The sequence below is a fragment of the Clostridium beijerinckii genome (genome assembly GCF_008705175.1).
Classification (GTDB): domain Bacteria; phylum Bacillota; class Clostridia; order Clostridiales; family Clostridiaceae; genus Clostridium; species Clostridium beijerinckii.
In genome coordinates, this window is record NZ_CP043998.1 from 3,188,671 (window position 1) to 3,205,382 (window position 16,712).

General features: G+C 29.8%; 15 protein-coding genes. All 15 read right to left on the bottom strand.

Annotated elements, in window-relative coordinates; genetic code table 11:
* Window position 1 precedes the first annotated feature (1 nt).
* Window positions 2-1,060, bottom strand: a complete 1,059-nt coding sequence (locus tag F3K33_RS14280) for a hypothetical protein (RefSeq protein ID WP_039768671.1) — start codon at window positions 1,058-1,060, stop codon at window positions 2-4.
* A gap of 6 nt (window positions 1,061-1,066) precedes the next feature.
* Window positions 1,067-1,264, bottom strand: a complete 198-nt coding sequence (locus F3K33_RS14285) for a hypothetical protein (RefSeq protein WP_039768674.1) — start codon at window positions 1,262-1,264, stop codon at window positions 1,067-1,069.
* A 4-nt stretch (window positions 1,265-1,268) separates the two neighbouring features.
* A complete protein-coding gene (gene hxsD / locus F3K33_RS14290) occupies window positions 1,269-1,688 on the bottom strand; it encodes a His-Xaa-Ser system protein HxsD (protein WP_039768676.1) in 420 nt (139 codons plus the stop codon).
* Window positions 1,689-1,707: 19 nt separating this feature from the next.
* Window positions 1,708-2,181 (bottom strand): His-Xaa-Ser repeat protein HxsA3, encoded by a 474-nt coding sequence (hxsA3, locus tag F3K33_RS14295; RefSeq protein WP_051144764.1) that lies wholly within the window; start codon window positions 2,179-2,181, stop codon window positions 1,708-1,710.
* 11 nt (window positions 2,182-2,192) lie between these two features.
* Window positions 2,193-2,879 carry an MORN repeat-containing protein gene (locus tag F3K33_RS14300; RefSeq protein ID WP_051144765.1) on the bottom strand — a complete coding sequence of 229 codons (687 nt, stop codon included), beginning with the start codon at window positions 2,877-2,879 and terminating at the stop codon, window positions 2,193-2,195.
* Window positions 2,880-3,034: 155 nt separating this feature from the next.
* A complete protein-coding gene (locus F3K33_RS14305; protein ID WP_039768678.1) occupies window positions 3,035-4,210 on the bottom strand; it encodes an HNH endonuclease domain-containing protein in 1,176 nt (391 codons plus the stop codon).
* A gap of 55 nt (window positions 4,211-4,265) precedes the next feature.
* Entirely contained in the window at window positions 4,266-4,529 is a 264-nt protein-coding gene (locus tag F3K33_RS27150) for a DUF429 domain-containing protein (RefSeq protein WP_420808879.1), read from the bottom strand.
* Between the two features lie 20 nt (window positions 4,530-4,549).
* Window positions 4,550-5,362 carry a putative phage replisome organizer gene (locus F3K33_RS14310; RefSeq protein WP_039768680.1) on the bottom strand — a complete coding sequence of 271 codons (813 nt, stop codon included), beginning with the start codon at window positions 5,360-5,362 and terminating at the stop codon, window positions 4,550-4,552.
* A 394-nt stretch (window positions 5,363-5,756) separates the two neighbouring features.
* On the bottom strand, window positions 5,757-7,433 hold the full coding sequence (locus F3K33_RS14315; protein WP_039768682.1) for an AAA family ATPase: 1,677 nt from the start codon (window positions 7,431-7,433) through the stop codon (window positions 5,757-5,759).
* A gap of 349 nt (window positions 7,434-7,782) precedes the next feature.
* Window positions 7,783-9,825 carry a glycoside hydrolase family 31 protein gene (locus F3K33_RS14320; RefSeq protein ID WP_039768684.1) on the bottom strand — a complete coding sequence of 681 codons (2,043 nt, stop codon included), beginning with the start codon at window positions 9,823-9,825 and terminating at the stop codon, window positions 7,783-7,785.
* Between the two features lie 87 nt (window positions 9,826-9,912).
* The gene (locus F3K33_RS14325; RefSeq protein ID WP_039768686.1) at window positions 9,913-10,758 is read right to left on the bottom strand and encodes a carbohydrate ABC transporter permease; all 846 of its coding nucleotides are present in this window, start codon (window positions 10,756-10,758) and stop codon (window positions 9,913-9,915) included.
* A gap of 1 nt (window position 10,759) precedes the next feature.
* Window positions 10,760-11,614, bottom strand: a complete 855-nt coding sequence (locus F3K33_RS14330; protein ID WP_243141300.1) for a carbohydrate ABC transporter permease — start codon at window positions 11,612-11,614, stop codon at window positions 10,760-10,762.
* A gap of 104 nt (window positions 11,615-11,718) precedes the next feature.
* Window positions 11,719-12,948: a sugar ABC transporter substrate-binding protein gene (locus F3K33_RS14335; protein ID WP_017210700.1), complete on the bottom strand. Its 1,230-nt coding sequence runs from the start codon at window positions 12,946-12,948 to the stop codon at window positions 11,719-11,721.
* A gap of 162 nt (window positions 12,949-13,110) precedes the next feature.
* Window positions 13,111-14,652: a response regulator transcription factor gene (locus tag F3K33_RS14340; protein ID WP_023976075.1), complete on the bottom strand. Its 1,542-nt coding sequence runs from the start codon at window positions 14,650-14,652 to the stop codon at window positions 13,111-13,113.
* Between the two features lie 82 nt (window positions 14,653-14,734).
* On the bottom strand, window positions 14,735-16,609 hold the full coding sequence (locus tag F3K33_RS14345; RefSeq protein ID WP_039768693.1) for a sensor histidine kinase: 1,875 nt from the start codon (window positions 16,607-16,609) through the stop codon (window positions 14,735-14,737).
* Between the last annotated feature and the right edge of the window lie 103 nt (window positions 16,610-16,712).

Sequence of the window (16,712 nt, forward strand, 5' to 3'; positions counted from 1 at the left end):
TTTAAAAGATAAAATATAAGATACTTCCTATAGCTCCAAGTGATATAAATGGAGCAAATGGAATTTGCCTAACAATATAAACATATTCTTGTCCATATTTACTATTTGCCCACCTTCTAACACTTTCTGCTTCCTCCGAAGTTATCTTTGAACGAATTGACTCTGATTGAAATTTAGGAAGCCCCTTAACTCTTGAATTAAAAAATCCAACAAAAGTCCCTGCAGAAAGTATCATTCCAGCTTTTACAGAATCTGTTTTTATTTTCTTGTAGTTATATCTAGAACATAAGTTTCTTATAACTATTACAGCTAATATAAATAGTAATATTTTATAGTTTATTATAAAGCTACTAGCATATCCATTAATAAAATAATCCAATATATTACTTAAAATTGCTAATATCACTATTAAAATACCTATTCTTTTTTTTCTTATCTTATCTAAAAAATAGAACATAATTAGCATTATTGAAAATCTAACTAGCATCATGTTGACTACCAGAAATCCTCTTGATATTAGATTAATACTTTTATAAATAATTGTTATAAAAGAATAAGATACTATCCAATTTATAATAAATTCTTTAGCAGAGTCAATATTAAAAGCTTTCTTATTTTTAAGTGCAGGTACTTCCTTAATAAAAAAATATAAACTTTCACCAAATAAATATATAAAGGCAATTGCAAATGTAATTACAAAAATCATCAATCCATGAATAGCAATAGCATCATTCTCCATAAAAATGTTAACTGGGGATATCAAAAGCATTAACATCACATATTTTGAATCCCCAGCTCCCCAAATATCAAAGTAATACAGACAAATTGAGACAAATGTCCCTATAAATAAATTTATAAAGTATCCGCTAAAAAAGTGAATCTGCTTTTCATAGAATATAAGATATAAACTATACAAAAGCTGAATTATAAACCCTACCTTCATAAATATTTTTAAATGCCTATTTAATATTTTCCCATGATTAAAATCAGTTATAAATGTCATAACACTTATGGCTAATAGACATAAAATTAAAAACGTTATATATAAATTATTAATCATATCTCTTTATGCTCCAGCAGCACTTAAAGCTATAACGTAATTTGAAAATTCTTTTGTAATATATATATCATCAGTATAAAAAGTTATTATCGCTTTATCATGAAAAATCTCCAATTCACTTTCAACTAACACCTTAAACTCATCGAAACCTTTTTGTACTGAGTCTTCATCGAAAATCACAAAGTTCATTTCTATTTGTTGCATACTATTACACCTCATTTTTATCAAACCAATTAACTAATATATCAAATTGGTCATCGAAATCAGAGTTCTTTTCACTTACTTCATCATCTTCAAAACTATCTTGATATTCAATACATGTATCATATAATGCTCTTCCCATAACTAACTCTCTAATATTTTTAGTATCCTGTGATACCATATATCTAATGTTCTGCCTTAACAATTCATTATAAAATTCACCTTTATATTTTTTCATTTCTTCACTGCTTTTTGATGATTTACATTCAAAAGTGACTTCAATACTATCATTAATATAATCTAGCAAAATATAAAATTCTTCTATGAAATTGTATGCAGCTTTCATTATTGTTTTAATGTTATATACTTCCTTATCAAGGTAAAATTTTATAGAGTTTTCATTTTCCTTTGTTATATTATCATTCATACATTTTCTCTACTTTCTATTACATTTTGGGTGTTGGATCAGGTATTTGTGGCGTGCCTGGTGTTTGCGTAACTGTTTCATTTCCTGTTGTAGTAGTGCTACTACTTGAGTTAGTTGATGATACAGTATTTGCATCAGCTTGAGCTGATACTGCACTATGTGTACCTGATATTGAAGTTGAATCAGTTGCATCTGATGTTCTTTGCGTTAAGCTTGGATCTTGCACGCCTGTAGATGATGTATGTGAAGCGTGTGATGCATGCGATTCATGTGATGCATGTCCTGGAGGTGGAGCTGATGATGTATGTGAAGAATGCGATGCATGAGATGAATGTGATCTGTGCCCCGCAAAAGCTTTTGAAGGTATCATTGCTGCTAAAATAATCAACATTGACCCAATAAATAGTACCTTATCTCTGCTTATATTCCCTTCTTCTTCATAAATAAAATCTTGAATGTTTTTATTTATTTTAGGATAATTAATTTTCGCCATATGTGCACCCCTTATTTACTTTCTCCAACTAACTTGTTATCTTTCCAAGTTCCTGTTAATGTCTTTCCATTACTATATGTATATGTACCTTTACCATCCATTTTATTTTTAACAAAGCTGCCAACATATTTATCTCCTGAATTTTTTCCTGATCCAAAAGTATAAATACCTTCCCCATTCATGACATCTGAACTCCAATCACCATTGTACGTATCATTAGTACTCTTCCACGTAAAAGTTCCTTTTCCAGATCTTACTCCATTTTCATAATTTCCTGAATAAGTATCCCCATTGGCATAATTTAAAGTGCCTTGTCCATTTTCTTTGTCATCCTTCCACTCGCCTTTATAAACATCCCCATTTTTAGATGTGAAAGTTCCATTTCCTTCTCTTTTTCCATTTCTGAAGGCTCCTGTATATTTTCCATTGTTAATTGATCTGTCCGTTACATTAGTTTCTTGGCTTTCTTCTTGCTGAACTTGCCCTTGTACGGATTTTGTACTATTGTTAGGTGTTCCTACAAAGTTACATAAGATTATCGAAACCACAAATGTAACCGCCAATCCCTTAAGTATCTTTGATAATTTTTCTGGTTTATACTTGAAATCTTTTTTCTTTCTTGAATAAATAAGTAGTGGTATTACTGCTATAAGTCCTATAAAACTAAAAAACACAATCATACCTAACAAAACACTCATTATTATCCCCCCTATTCGTCCTAATTCGTATGGCTATCCACATTATACATTATATTACTAATTTACATAATATTAAAACCCCGAATTTGTTGTTTTTACCAGATATGAAAAAAATCGAGCATATATGTATAAATTTGCTCGATTTTTCTTATATTTTAAATTATTCGCCAAGTAAAATTTTCCAAAACTCCAAACCCCTGATTTACTGCTACCCCATAAACAGGGCCAATCTCTTGTTTCATTCTTTTAACGAATTCATCTTCATTATTTTCTTTTTTAAACTTCCTAAGATTATCAACCTTAAGTACTTGTCCATATTCTTCTATTTGATTTTTCCTGTTTTCATCAACTACAAAGCAAAAGGCTTCATACTGCATTTCACAAAAACTATCAATATATGTATCATATTGGAGTAAATTATCACTTTTCTTACTATTGATATTCTTAAAAGTAGGTACCAAATTCCACATTTGATCATGAAGGACAAAACTCCAAGGTATAAAGTGATCTATGCTTAAAACTCCATAATCATTATAATTTCTTTCTGTGAAATCTAAGCCTGTATACAAGTCAGTTATATGCCTTTTTTCTATAACTTGTTTCCATATCTTTGTCTGCTCTCTCAAGTCTCTATTTTTAGGAGCTTCTAATTTCATTGCTATACCTGGTACATTTGGATTGCGCTTTTGCAGGAAGCATACCAATTTATAATACGCCCAGCCTTGAATAATTCTGTAGTTAAACTTTAAGTAATTACACCAATTGTCTTTAATCCTAATGCAATTTTCATCCTTATTATTTTTATAAATTTCATAAATGCATTCATTATCTTCTTTGGATAGTTCTTCTATGAGCTTTTGAACTTTTTTCTGACCTCTAAGTTTATTCTCAAAAAATGGTGATAAAAATCTATATGGTACATTTAAAGTTAATTCTTTAAGCATTTTATTTAATGTTTTATCTTGTGATGAATATATAAAATCAAAGAGCTTACGTTCATCATAATTGCTTTCCAAGTTATATGTATCTGAAATGTAAGTAGCTACTTTTGCTAAATTATCACATAATCCAAAACTTAACTTATATTTCAAAAGAGGATACCAAGCCTTTACGACCATTTTACATATTAATGTTCTAAATTCTATTTCAAAATTACCCAAAGAAATTTCATCTAATAAAGCCAGCAGCCAATACATCTTATAACTTGCTACAACCTTATCATCTCTAAGTGCTCTAGAAAACGTGGCATAATCAACCTCATTACTATAAGGGACTTCACATATTTCTTTTGGTAATATTATAGTTTCTTGTGGCATATATACTTTATCCATTCAACCTCACCCATTTTAATACAATCTATCTACATTCTAACATAAAAATAAGATTTTACTCTACATAAACCACTTGCATTTTTATTCCTCTTTTACCATCCATAGCCACCTCAGATATTGTTTCAGATCTATTTTCTAATCCAATAACTCCTGCAATTGCTAAACATAATGCGTCTATAACATCATCTATTTCACGGATTTTGTCACATATTCCATAAGATAATGGACTTAAGCTTACGCCTAAATTTGCTTTATTTTCTTCAATAGCTTTTGTGTAGTTTTCAGCATACGTAGCTTGTCTACATGGAGTATTAAATATACTTGAAGTTTTTCCTTCTGCTAAAAGCTAAATGCCAAAACAATCTCCTCATCTTTTCCTATTACCGGCTCCCCTTCAGTAATCTTCATCAGATCATCATTTTCTACTTCATCAACAACACTAATTTCATTAATCTTCTCTTTTTTCTTAGGCTTACTTCCATTTCTCACCTTTTTCTTCTCTAAGGTAGTTACTATCTCATTAGGTAAAAGCTCTTTGCTTTTGTATTTTTCCATATTTAATTTCTGAGTAGCTTCATTATCTACTTCTGTTACATTCTTATTACAGCTGTTTAAATGTACACTTGTACTTGTTTCCATACAGCTTTTATTATCAGCATTAGTGACATTTTTATTTGCAATATTATCTTTTATATCAATTACTTTATTATCCTTATGTTTATTCTCACTCTCCACATTAATATTCTCTATACAGCTGGTGCTTAGCTGTTTCTTCTCGTTAATTTCTACTTCTTCTGCCTTATGTTTATTTTGAACTTTTTCTTTTGTTTTAATATTTTGATGCTTTACAAAGTTTTTTACTTTATATATTTTATCTTGAGTGAGTTCAACCATTTCTAAGTCTATAAAAGTTTTTATAGCTAATTCTATTTCAGATACTTCTCTATTGAACTCTATAGCCAAAGTCTCTAGAGTATATGGTATATTTCTAGATAAAAATAATTCTCCTTCTAAATTGACCTTACCTGCAAGAACCACAAGCCTAGTCCAAACATAATTTATAAGATCTCTTTTTTCCATTCTATCTATTATTTTGAACTTTGTATCCTCATACATATTCACATTAAATTTAACACATTTTCTTTCTCTCATTTTTAACACGCTCCCATTTTTAATAATTTATCTATATAGGATATATGCTTAAAAATGAAAGTTACTAATATAAATTAAAAATTATTTTATTCTTCCTGTAATTTAGCTTCTAAAAGCTTGTATTTTTCATTTTAACTTCTGAAATCAATTTTAAAATTATTAATCTTAATTTCACCGTTTTTTCCACAAATCTAATCTTTATAAACACGTAAAAGTGATAATTAATCTATATTATAAGTATATTTTACCATAAAATAAGAGCTTACATTAAGTAAACTCTAAAATGGTATTTCCTTATTCTCCATAGCATCTCCTTGTGCCTCGTCTTCAAACTCACAAAACATATATTCATAATCATCATATATGTTAATCATCAATTTTTCTTATCTTATAACTATTGACCTAGTTTAATAATGCAATCCTTTCTATAAAAAGAAATCCCATATTTAATTATATCTTCATAGCCTTCTTCTTTAAGCTCTAATTCGTATTTCTTCTCTTCTATCTGCTCTAATGCTTCATTACATTTTCTAAAGATTTCTTTAGGGTTATCTGAAACTTTAAGTTCTATTATTACAGCTGGTTCGAATATTGATGGAGATTTTATATAAATATCACATCTGCCATCACCAGTCTCTCTGTTAGACTTTACTATATGATCATGCATATTAGATAGAACTCCAACCACAAAACCATGATAGAAATTTTCATATGCATCGTTAAAGCTTATGGTTTCTCTTAAAAGTTTATTTAGTTCTTTTTGAAAAGTGTCACTATCTTTATTAAATATTGAAGTATATAAAACACTTAAATCATTAGCTTTTATTTTTTCCTCAAACCATTTTAGAATTTTAGTTCTAAAAATGTATTTAACTTCTCTATTAGGGATACTTAATTCCAAGTACCTATTATCTTCACTGTTCATTCTTTCATTAACTTTTTTAAAATATCCAGTAAAAAACATGAAGTTCCATAAGTTATCCATTGTGTCGTAAATTTCATCATAGGTTATATCTTCATGTACCGGCTTTTCTATAGATTTCCCTTCAATTAACAGCTCAATTTCTTTTTTAGTTGCGGCATCTGCTTTTTCAATGAGACTTCTAACTATGCTGTTTGAACTTGTATTTGCCCAATAAGAAGATGGAAATGTATTAAGGTCTGTTACTAAATCTTTTACAAATCTTACTGCACTCCACGGATTATAAACCTCAGCACCTCCAAAAATATATCCATTGTACCATTCTTTTACTAAGATATCTTTTTCACTCAAGTTATAATCTTCAAGCATTTTATTAACTTCATTTTGAGTGAATCCAAAGTATTCGTCATATGATTTATTTAATATAGAGATAATTTCAATATTATTTAAGCCTGTAAAAATGCTTTCTTTAGAAATTCTAAGGCATCCTGTTATTACAGCAAATTCTAAGGAACTATTAGTTTTTAACGCTGATTCAAAAAGCGACCTTATGAACGCAATCATTTGCTCATAGAAGCCCTCAAAGAATGAATTTTCAAGGGGTACATCATATTCATCTATAAGTATGATAACTTTTTTTTCATGATACTTTTCTAAACATTGTGATAAAAATTTTAAGGCCGTTATATAAAGTGAATCATCCTCTTGTGCTTTTGTAATTTTTAGATATTTTTCTTTTTCTTTATTTAATTTATCACTTTTCAAAATATAATCATGGCGCCTAAATTCATCTACCAGCTCATCTTTAATACATCTTAGTGCTAATTCAAATGTTGGCTGTTTGGCAGATTTTAACGACAAATTAATTACAGGATATTTACCCATATGGGATGTGTACTTTTCTCCTGCATTCATTATTTTTAAATCCTCAAATAAATAAGAATTGTCTTTCCCTTTATTTTCAAAGAAATATTGAAGCATACTCATATTTAAGGTCTTTCCAAACCTTCGTGGTCTTGTAAACAAATTAACATCTGCTTTATTATCTAATAAATCTTTTATAAGTAAAGTTTTATCAACGAAGTAATAACCTCTAGTTATTAGTTTTTCAAAATTATCTATACCTATTGGCAGTGGCTTAAATTCCATTTCATCACTTCCATTTCTTTTTCATTTCTTCTTATAGTATATTATACCCCATACTATACTTACTTAAAATAAGATTTTAACTGTTATTCCTGCTATGATGCAGCTAATAGTAGAAAAGGCATAGCTAATTTCTATTAGCCTTTCTTAATTAATTTCTCTAAATACAACTTTTTATATATAAACACGTAACAGTATTAACTCATCTACGCTATAGGTATATTCTACCATAAAATAAGAGCTTACATTACATAAGCTCTTATCTAAATACATCCTATTTAACAATGATAAAAATCAACCGATTTGATCAGCTGGGATTATAACCCCAAATTGCCGATTTATGATATTAATTTTAAATATTTATAGTGCAAGATCCTTCCTTATAATCCCTTAAAAATAATGGAATTTGATCAATTGGTGCATCTACAAGTATTGTTTGTCCACCTTCCATTTCTTCTTTTGTCCATGCATTAGTCCAATTTGAACCTGCTGGTAGATATACCTCACGTTCAGTCTGACCTTTTTCCATAATAGGTGCAACTAAGATATTTGGCCCAAACATATATTGCGATTCATTTTCCCAACAGAGTTTATCTTCTGGAAAATCATAGAACATTGGTCGCATGACTGGAGTTCCTTTTTTATGTGCTTCTTCCATTAAAGTAGTAATATAAGGCATCATTGCTTCTCTTATTTTCAAATATTTCTTGCAGATTTCATATACCTTATCTCCATAAGACCATACTTCATTATCAGCACCAGATACACATTCAGCTCCGCCTGTTGTTCCATACTGAGGTTTGAAAGGCCAGCGATAACCATGAAGTCTCATAACTGGGCAGAAAGTTCCGTATTCAAACCAGCGGATCAATACCTCATGGAAATCTGGATCATCAATATGTCCTCCGAAGAATCCTCCAATATCTGTAGTCCACCAAGGAATTCCTGCAAGTCCCATATTCAATCCTGCTGCAAACTGATTTCTGAGACTTTCAAAGGAAGAATGTATATCGCCTGACCAAACTAACGCACCGTATCTTTGAGATCCAGCCCATGCGCAGCGTAACAAATTAATTATACCTTCCTGTCCCTCTGCTTTCATACCATCAAAGAATGTTTTTGCATACATCATAGGATAAATGTTTCCTACCTGCACATTTGGCCCTAAATGATATCGGTAATTTTCGAAATCATAAACGCTATATTCAGGCTCTGCTTCATCAAGCCAGAAAATCTTCACACCCTTATCGTAGTAATTTTTCTTAGCTTTCTGCCATACATACTCTCTCGCCTCAGGATTAGTAGGGTCATAATGTATAGTATTTCCCATGAAATTCATACAAATGCGGAAACCTTTATCTGTTCTAACGAGTAATCCCTTATTCATCATTTCGTCAAAATTTTCACTTCTATAATCTACAGTTGGCCAAATAGATACCATCAATTCAATTCCCATGTCCTTAAGTTCTTTTATCATAGCATCTGGATCTGGCCAGTATGTTGGATCAAACTTCCATTCGCCTTGTAGTGGCCAGTGGAAAAAATCTACCACAATAACAGAGATAGGAAGATTGCGTTTCTTATATTCCCTTGCTACTTCTAAAAGTTCTTCCTGGGTCTGATAACGTAACTTACATTGCCAGAATCCCATAGCGTATTTTGGCATCATAGGAACTTTTCCAGTTGCATCAGCATATGCTTCTTCAATCTCTGCTGGAGTGTCTCCTGCAGTAATCCAATAGTCCAGCTTCTTTGTAGAATATGCTTCCCATGTAGTAATATTCTTTCCAAAATTCACACGTCCCACTGCAGGATTGTTCCAAAGAAATCCATAACCCAAAGATGATAGAGCAAATGGCACGCTAGCCTGAGAATTTCTGTGGGCTAACTCTAAATCTGCTCCTTTCACGTCTAAGAACGGCTGTTGATATTGCCCCATACCATAGATTTTTTCATCTGGATTAGAAACAAACCTCATACTTAGATGATAATCTCCTCCTATAATCGGCTTGAATTCTCTTCCTTCGACTTCTAGAGAACTACAAGTAGAACTATACATATCCTTACGATTACGAACATATTCCTCTAACAACAATTCACCTTTCTGATTATAAAATTCCAATTTTCCAATCTGATTAATAACTGCTGTAATCTTACCATTTACGATTTTTGCACTATAATTCTCAATACTAATCTTAGCATTAGATGGTTTTGGTTCTATAAGAGCCCAATCCTCCATAGGCATATCTGGTTCTTTTGTGGATTTAATCCTTAAACTATTTGGCCCCCATGGCATGATAATAAGACGTTCTGCATCATATCTATAGCAAAGAGCTCCATCCTTTTCCTCAAAATATCCTAATAAAAATTCTCTGTTATCATCAAATTGTCCCATATTAATCCCTCCTATTTATTATTCTTCTCAGTCTATTGTGAATTTCTAAAGTATTTATTTACCTAACTTTTTCCTGTTACATTTTAATTATTCTTTTACTGCACCACTAGCTAAACCACCGATTATATATTTTTGCATGAATATAAATATTGCTACTACCGGAATTATAGTGAGTGTACCAAAAGCCATTATTTTATTCCAAGCTAAACCGTATTGCCCCATAAAATTATAAATTCCTGCAGTCATTGGTCTCATGCTTTGCTCATTCATAAATGTTAAAGCAAAAATCAAATCCCCCCAGGCAAATAAGAATGAAAATACTGCAGCCATTATAATACCTGGATAAGATACTGGAAGTATAATTCTTATAAAAGCTTGGAATGTATTGCACCCATCAACCCTGGCAGAGTCCTCCAGTTCCTTAGGTATGGATAAAAAATACGTTCTTAGTATAATTACAACAAATGGTATAGATATTGTGCAGTCAGCAAGAATAGGTGATAAGTAAGTATTTAATATTCTAAATCTCCCAAATATTATAAACATTGGCGTTAATAATAAAGTTGCCGGAAGCATCTGAGTAATAAGAAATGATTGAATAAATAGTTTTTTACCTTTAATTCTATACCTTGCAAGACCATATGCTGATGGCACTGCAAAAAGCAATGTGATTACAAGAACCGAAAAACTTATGAAACAGCTGTTAAAAAACCCTTTGAATATACTATATTCACCTGTTATTTGAGCAGCATATGCACTTAATGTAAGCTGTTCAGGAAAAAAGGTCGGAGGATTTCTAAATATTTCAGCATCACTTTTAAATGAACTTATAATTACCCAATATAAAGGGAATAGAAATATTGCCCCAACTATTACTGCTATAATATTTAAAATAATGTTAGTTCTCGGTTTAATATATCTTCTTTCCTCCAAATTACATCACCTCATCTTCTTTTATTAATTTTACATAGAATAGGCTTACTATAAATAGAGTTAAGAACAGAATATTGGCTACTGCTGAACCTTGGCTATAGCTATATTGATTAAATGATAGCTTATATGATAAAGTAGACAAAACTTCTGTTGCATTTACGGGTCCACCATTTGTCATTATAAAAACAAGGTCAAATACTTTAAATGTATAAATAAATCCAAGCATTAACACTGACAAAATTGCAGGTTTTATAGATGGAATAGTTATATAAAATAGTTTTTGAAACCAATTTGCTCCATCAAGACTGGCACTTTCATAAATAGATTTAGGAATCGTACTCAATCCAGTTGTTAAAAGAATCATATTAAAAGGGATTCCAACCCATACATTAGTTATAATAAGCCCCCACATTGCACTATTGGGCTGTATAAGCCAGTCCAAAGGCTGATTTATAACATGAAGATTCATAAGTATTTGATTAATAACTCCACCACTTGGACTAAACATAAATTTAAATGATAATGCATTAATAGTCATTGGTATTAACCAAGATACCATAACCAAACCTCTTATAAATTTTGAAAAAGTGAATTCTATATTAAAGAACAATGCAAATGCAAAACCTAGCACAAATTGAAAAATTATGCATACAACAGTATAATAAAGAGTATTTCCGATAGCTACCAGAAGCACAGAGCTTTTAAATAATTCTATATAATTCTTAAACCCTACAAATTCTTTTATTGGACTGTTTACAGTCATAACATTAACATCTTGCAAACTTAGTAAAATATTATATATTATTGGATAACCAACAAATAATAGCATAAATATAACGGCCGGTACAATAAACATATAACCCACCCTATTCTTATGCATATTACCACCTCTTTTCATTTTCTATTTAATATGGATAGAGGGCTTTATTAAAGCACCTCAACCATATTAACATTTACAAATCACTTTAATACCGCATCAATCTTTGTTTGAGCTTCATCTAATGCTTCTTGAGGGCTCTTTTGCATTGTCAAAGATTCTTGGTATGCAGTGTAAATTGCTTCAGATATTTGAGGCCATTTTGGATGTGGTCCTCTAGGCATAGCATACTGCATTTGATCCATGAAAACTGCTTTATTAGGATCTTCAGTCCAAACTTTATCGTTAGCTAAATCTTTTCTAGGTGGAAAATATCCTGTATTATTTATGAAGTCTCTAACATTATCAGCCTTTCCAATAAACTTTAAAAATTCCCATGCTTCTTCAGGATGGTGCCCTTTAACAATTCCTATGTTTTCACCACCAAGGACTGAAGCATATTTCTGATCTTTAGGAATTTTTACACATGCCCACTTCATATTAGGAGCATCACTCTTAAGTGTTGAAAATTGCCATGGTCCATTTATCATCATAGCTGCTTTACCTGTAGCAAACTGCTTCTCAACACCAGGTTGATCCCAATTAATACATTCTTTACTTAAAGACCCATCTTTAAGTAGGTCTGTCCACAATTGAAGTGATTTTACTACTTCTGGAGAATTAACTTTTTCTACACTTCCTCCTGAAGATAATAAGAAAGGCATAAACTGGAATGTACCTTCTTCGCTTTTCACAGCAGATAATGACAAACCATAAACCCCATCTTTTGTAAGTTTCTTCGCAGCTGTTCTAAGCTCATCCCATGTTTGAGGAGGAGTAACTCCTGCCTGCTTAAGAAGGTCCTCATTATAAAATAACGCTAAACAATTGCTATCCATAGGAATTCCATAATTTTTGCCGTTATACATTGTTGACTTCCATGGACCTTCAAAATAATTATCTTTTTCATCCCAGTCTTTAACTTTATCTGTTATATCTTCAAACATTCCCATTGCTGCAAATGCTGCATGATCAGGATTGTCTATAACAGCAAGATCTGGTAGATTTTGTGCTGCTATTCCTACTGAAAACTGCTTCTTTATGTCTGCAAATGGTACATATTCATTTACTACTTCTACTTTATCTTGAGACTTATTAAATTTATCAACTAAATTATTAAATGATTTTTTTTCATTGTCGTTATAATAACTCCAAACTTTTAGTGTAACCTTCCCGTTAGTATTGCTAGCAGTTTGTTGAGTACTTGATGATCCGCAGCCAATCAAACCTAAAGAAAGTACAGCACTTATTATTAATGATATGGTTTTTTTCAATTTAATCCCCCCACTTTAAAATTCATATCTTCGACATAAACTCATTTAGATAAATGTAAACATATACAATACAGGATGCGCATCTGTTACTATCATTATATTTCTTAAAATATCCTAATCCAATTCCAAAGTTTTAATAAAAGTGTAAAAAACTAATCAATTTTATTTATGCATTGTAACGTATTTTCCTGCACAAACACCTGTAACGCTTTTAAAGACCTTACAAAAATATTTTGGATCATTGTATCCAACCCTCTTAGCAATCTCTCCTATTTTTAAATTACTGCTAATAAGTAATTCCTTGGATTTATTTATTCTGTATTCCTTTAAATAGCTTGTAAAATTAGTTCCTACTTCCTTATAAAATAATGTAGAAAGATATTCAGGGGTGACATTAAGGCTTGCTGCTATATTTTCTAATGAAATGCATTCTGCATAATCATTTATTATTTTATTAATAGTCTTATATACAATTAAACTGTATGATGCCTTTGAATCTTTATTATTTAATTCAGACACTATATTTATTATATTTTTTAAAATATCCTCTATTTCACACCAGCTTGTACTATTTTTAACTTTTTCTAATATTCTTTCATTATTAATTTTAATAAACAACTCATAATTAATATCTTTCATTATGTTAATTATTGAAATCACGAAACAATCTACACCATCTATGATACTATCTGGATGATATTTGCCTGATTTGCAATAACTTAAAAACTTATTTATTAAATTACTTAATTTAATATAGTCCTGCTCACCAATTGCAGCCATAATTAACTGCTCAATTTCCTTAGGATATTTAAAAGTTTTAGTGCATATGCTTGATATAGCATTCTCAGTAACTATAACATCCTTTTTCAATAACAATGACCATTTTAAATTCCTGTTTATTTCTTTCACTCTACTCGCAAGTTCATCAATTGAAATTAATTTAGAAAGACCAGCAACAATACAGTTTTCAAATCCATTATCACGAAATAAATTGAATAATTTCTTATTTAATTCTTTTTCAATATTTACTTCCGAATCTTTTGATGCAAATAAGATTAATATTTCATTATTATATTCATACTCTATAAGAATATATTTTAAATTTTCAATATGCTTAAACAAATTATCTATACATTCTTTTAATAAATTATATTTTTCAACATGAGTATTAAGTAATTTGGCTACAATAACATAATTAAAATTATATTCATTTATCTTACCTGAATAGTGTTCATATACTTTGTTAATCTTTATTTTCCCTTCTATCATCTCTATTATCATTTGTTCAAAAGTCATTATGTTAATTCTTTGATAACTTTCTTTTTCTATTTCCCTATCAATATCTTTTTCTATTTTTTCAAAGACATTTTTCAAGTCTTCAACTGTTATGGGCTTTAATAAATAATCAGTAACTCCAACTGAAATAGCTTTCTTGGCAAATTCAAATTCTGAATACGCTGTAATAATTATCATCTTAACCTTAATTTCAGATTCATTAAGCTTCTTAAGCATCTCTAATCCGTTTAATCCAGGCATTTTAATGTCTGTTATAACTACCTGTGGTTTTGTTTTTTCTATTATATTAAAACCTTCTAAGCCATCATTTGCTTCCCCTATAACATGATAATTTTCGTTGATTTTAGGTAATAATTTTATAATTCCTCTTCTAGTCCTAATCTCATCTTCAATAACAACAATGTTCATATACTTCCCCCTGAAAACTTAGTTATTTTTAATATATCCAACATATATTATGAATAGAAACTCTAAGAAATATCTTATATAATTATTTTATTTTAGGTATTCTAATGCAAATACTTGTCCCTCTGCCAATTTCACTTTCTATATTGAACTTATAATAATCTCCATAATATATTCTAAGTCTTGATATTACATTTTCTATTCCAATATGCTCTCCTTTATTAATAATCTTGGCTTCACTTACAAGGCTATTAATATATTTTACTTTCTCACCATCCATTCCTTTTCCATTATCTTTTATAAAAATCACTATATCCGCTTCCTTCATTTCAATTGACACTTCTAAAATACCTCCAGATGTATAACCCTCAAAGCCGTGTATAATAGAATTTTCGATTAGTGGCTGCAGCATAAGCTTGTGTATTTTAAATTCCAATAATTCTTCATGGAACTTAATTTCAGTTCTAAATGAATTATCAAATCTGCTCTCCTGAAGATATAAATACTGCTTAAGCCATTGAATTTCCTGTGAAAAAGAAACTATTTTATTACTTTGATTAATTGAATATCTTAGTATTTGACCTAAACTTTTAAGCATTTTACTAATTTCATACTCCTCCTTTTCAATTGCCATCCAATTGATACAGTCAAGAGTATTATATAAAAAATGTGGATTAATCTGAGCCTCAATCGCTCTTATTTCTGCTTCTTTTTGCAATTTTACTGCTTCAGAAGTTAAATTCATCTGAATTCTAAGTTTTTCAACTAACTCATTAATATGAGATATCATCTTATTAAAGGTTAGTGCAATTATAGAAAACTCATCAGTTATATCCTCCTCTATCCTTACAGATAATTCTCCTTTCTGAGCTTTCTTCATTGCCGCAACAATTTTTCTTATGGAGCTTGTCAACCTATTTGAAACTAGCATTATAAAAAATATGAAAAAGAGTATTACTATAACAATAACTATAATAATAATTCTTATGCTCAGATTTACTTCGGAAAATAATTTATTTTCATCAATTATATTAACAATATACCAGTTACTTATTTTTAAGCTCTTAGTGTTTACAATTAGTGAATTTCCTTTTACAATATGAGAATTAATTATGGTATTGTTTAGGTCCTCTGAATTTCTATCTTTTTTATTAGCTAAATAATATATATTTTTCCCAATATAATTTCTATCTTCATAAGATACTATTGTACCTTCATTATCTATAATTAATGAATATACGTTGATATTATTGGCATGCAGATCATCTGAATTTAAGTTATAAGTCTTTTGTAAAACGTCTTCATTTATGCTTATACAAAGAACTCCAATTATTCTGTCACTTGTAAAGTCAATTATATTTGAATACACATTGATCAAATCATACGTTTCTTCTACCAATGGCTGCGTATATGACATTCCGCTCCATATTGTTCCGTATCTGCTAGTCTCATCTTCATAATCATTTTTTTCAATTATATCGTCATACCTTTTCCAGATATCTGGTATTGCATGTCCATTTATTCTGTTATATGAAGCTATCTTATGATTTTTATTAGTACGTATATCAATATTAACAATTCCCAGTTTTGAATAAGCGTAAACAGTTAATTTGCCTTTAATATCATTCAATGCCACTTGGGTATTTATATCCGTATTATTTCCAACATCATATTTATCAATCAGTTTTGTGAGTTCATCATCGCTGGCAATCTGCATATCTAAATCTTCATAAGAAGAAAGAGTAGTGTTTATACTTTTAGCAGATTGTGTAAGACTAAAATCCATTAGCCTTGATATTTTATTTTCTATTTTATTAGTAGAATAATAATAAGAAAATATCTCAATAGATAAGATTGGTAATATGGAAATAATCAGAAATGATGATATTAATTTTGTTTTAAAACTAGCCTTTTTTATATGATTAAATCCCATATTGTAAAAAAACTTTTTATTATTCATAATATTCATCTCATTTCTTACGAATTATCAGACTCTATATTTAATAATTTATTTCTAAAATATAAAAAAGATAGATTATTTACTTTTTAAATATTCTATCTCT

Excerpts from the sequence above, each read along its gene's own strand:
- F3K33_RS14280 (WP_039768671.1), bottom strand. The coding sequence starts at position 1,060 with ATGATTAATAATTTATATATAACGTTTTTAATTTTATGTCTATTAGCC.
- F3K33_RS14285 (WP_039768674.1), bottom strand. The coding sequence starts at position 1,264 with ATGCAACAAATAGAAATGAACTTTGTGATTTTCGATGAAGACTCAGTA.
- hxsD (WP_039768676.1), bottom strand. The coding sequence starts at position 1,688 with ATGAATGATAATATAACAAAGGAAAATGAAAACTCTATAAAATTTTAC.
- hxsA3 (WP_051144764.1), bottom strand. The coding sequence starts at position 2,181 with ATGGCGAAAATTAATTATCCTAAAATAAATAAAAACATTCAAGATTTT.
- F3K33_RS14300 (WP_051144765.1), bottom strand. The coding sequence starts at position 2,879 with ATGAGTGTTTTGTTAGGTATGATTGTGTTTTTTAGTTTTATAGGACTT.
- F3K33_RS14305 (WP_039768678.1), bottom strand. The coding sequence starts at position 4,210 with ATGGATAAAGTATATATGCCACAAGAAACTATAATATTACCAAAAGAA.
- F3K33_RS14310 (WP_039768680.1), bottom strand. The coding sequence starts at position 5,362 with ATGAGAGAAAGAAAATGTGTTAAATTTAATGTGAATATGTATGAGGAT.
- F3K33_RS14315 (WP_039768682.1), bottom strand. The coding sequence starts at position 7,433 with ATGGAATTTAAGCCACTGCCAATAGGTATAGATAATTTTGAAAAACTA.
- F3K33_RS14320 (WP_039768684.1), bottom strand. The coding sequence starts at position 9,825 with ATGGGACAATTTGATGATAACAGAGAATTTTTATTAGGATATTTTGAG.
- F3K33_RS14330 (WP_243141300.1), bottom strand. The coding sequence starts at position 11,614 with ATGTTTATTGTACCGGCCGTTATATTTATGCTATTATTTGTTGGTTAT.
- F3K33_RS14340 (WP_023976075.1), bottom strand. The coding sequence starts at position 14,652 with ATGAACATTGTTGTTATTGAAGATGAGATTAGGACTAGAAGAGGAATT.
- F3K33_RS14345 (WP_039768693.1), bottom strand. The coding sequence starts at position 16,609 with ATGAATAATAAAAAGTTTTTTTACAATATGGGATTTAATCATATAAAA.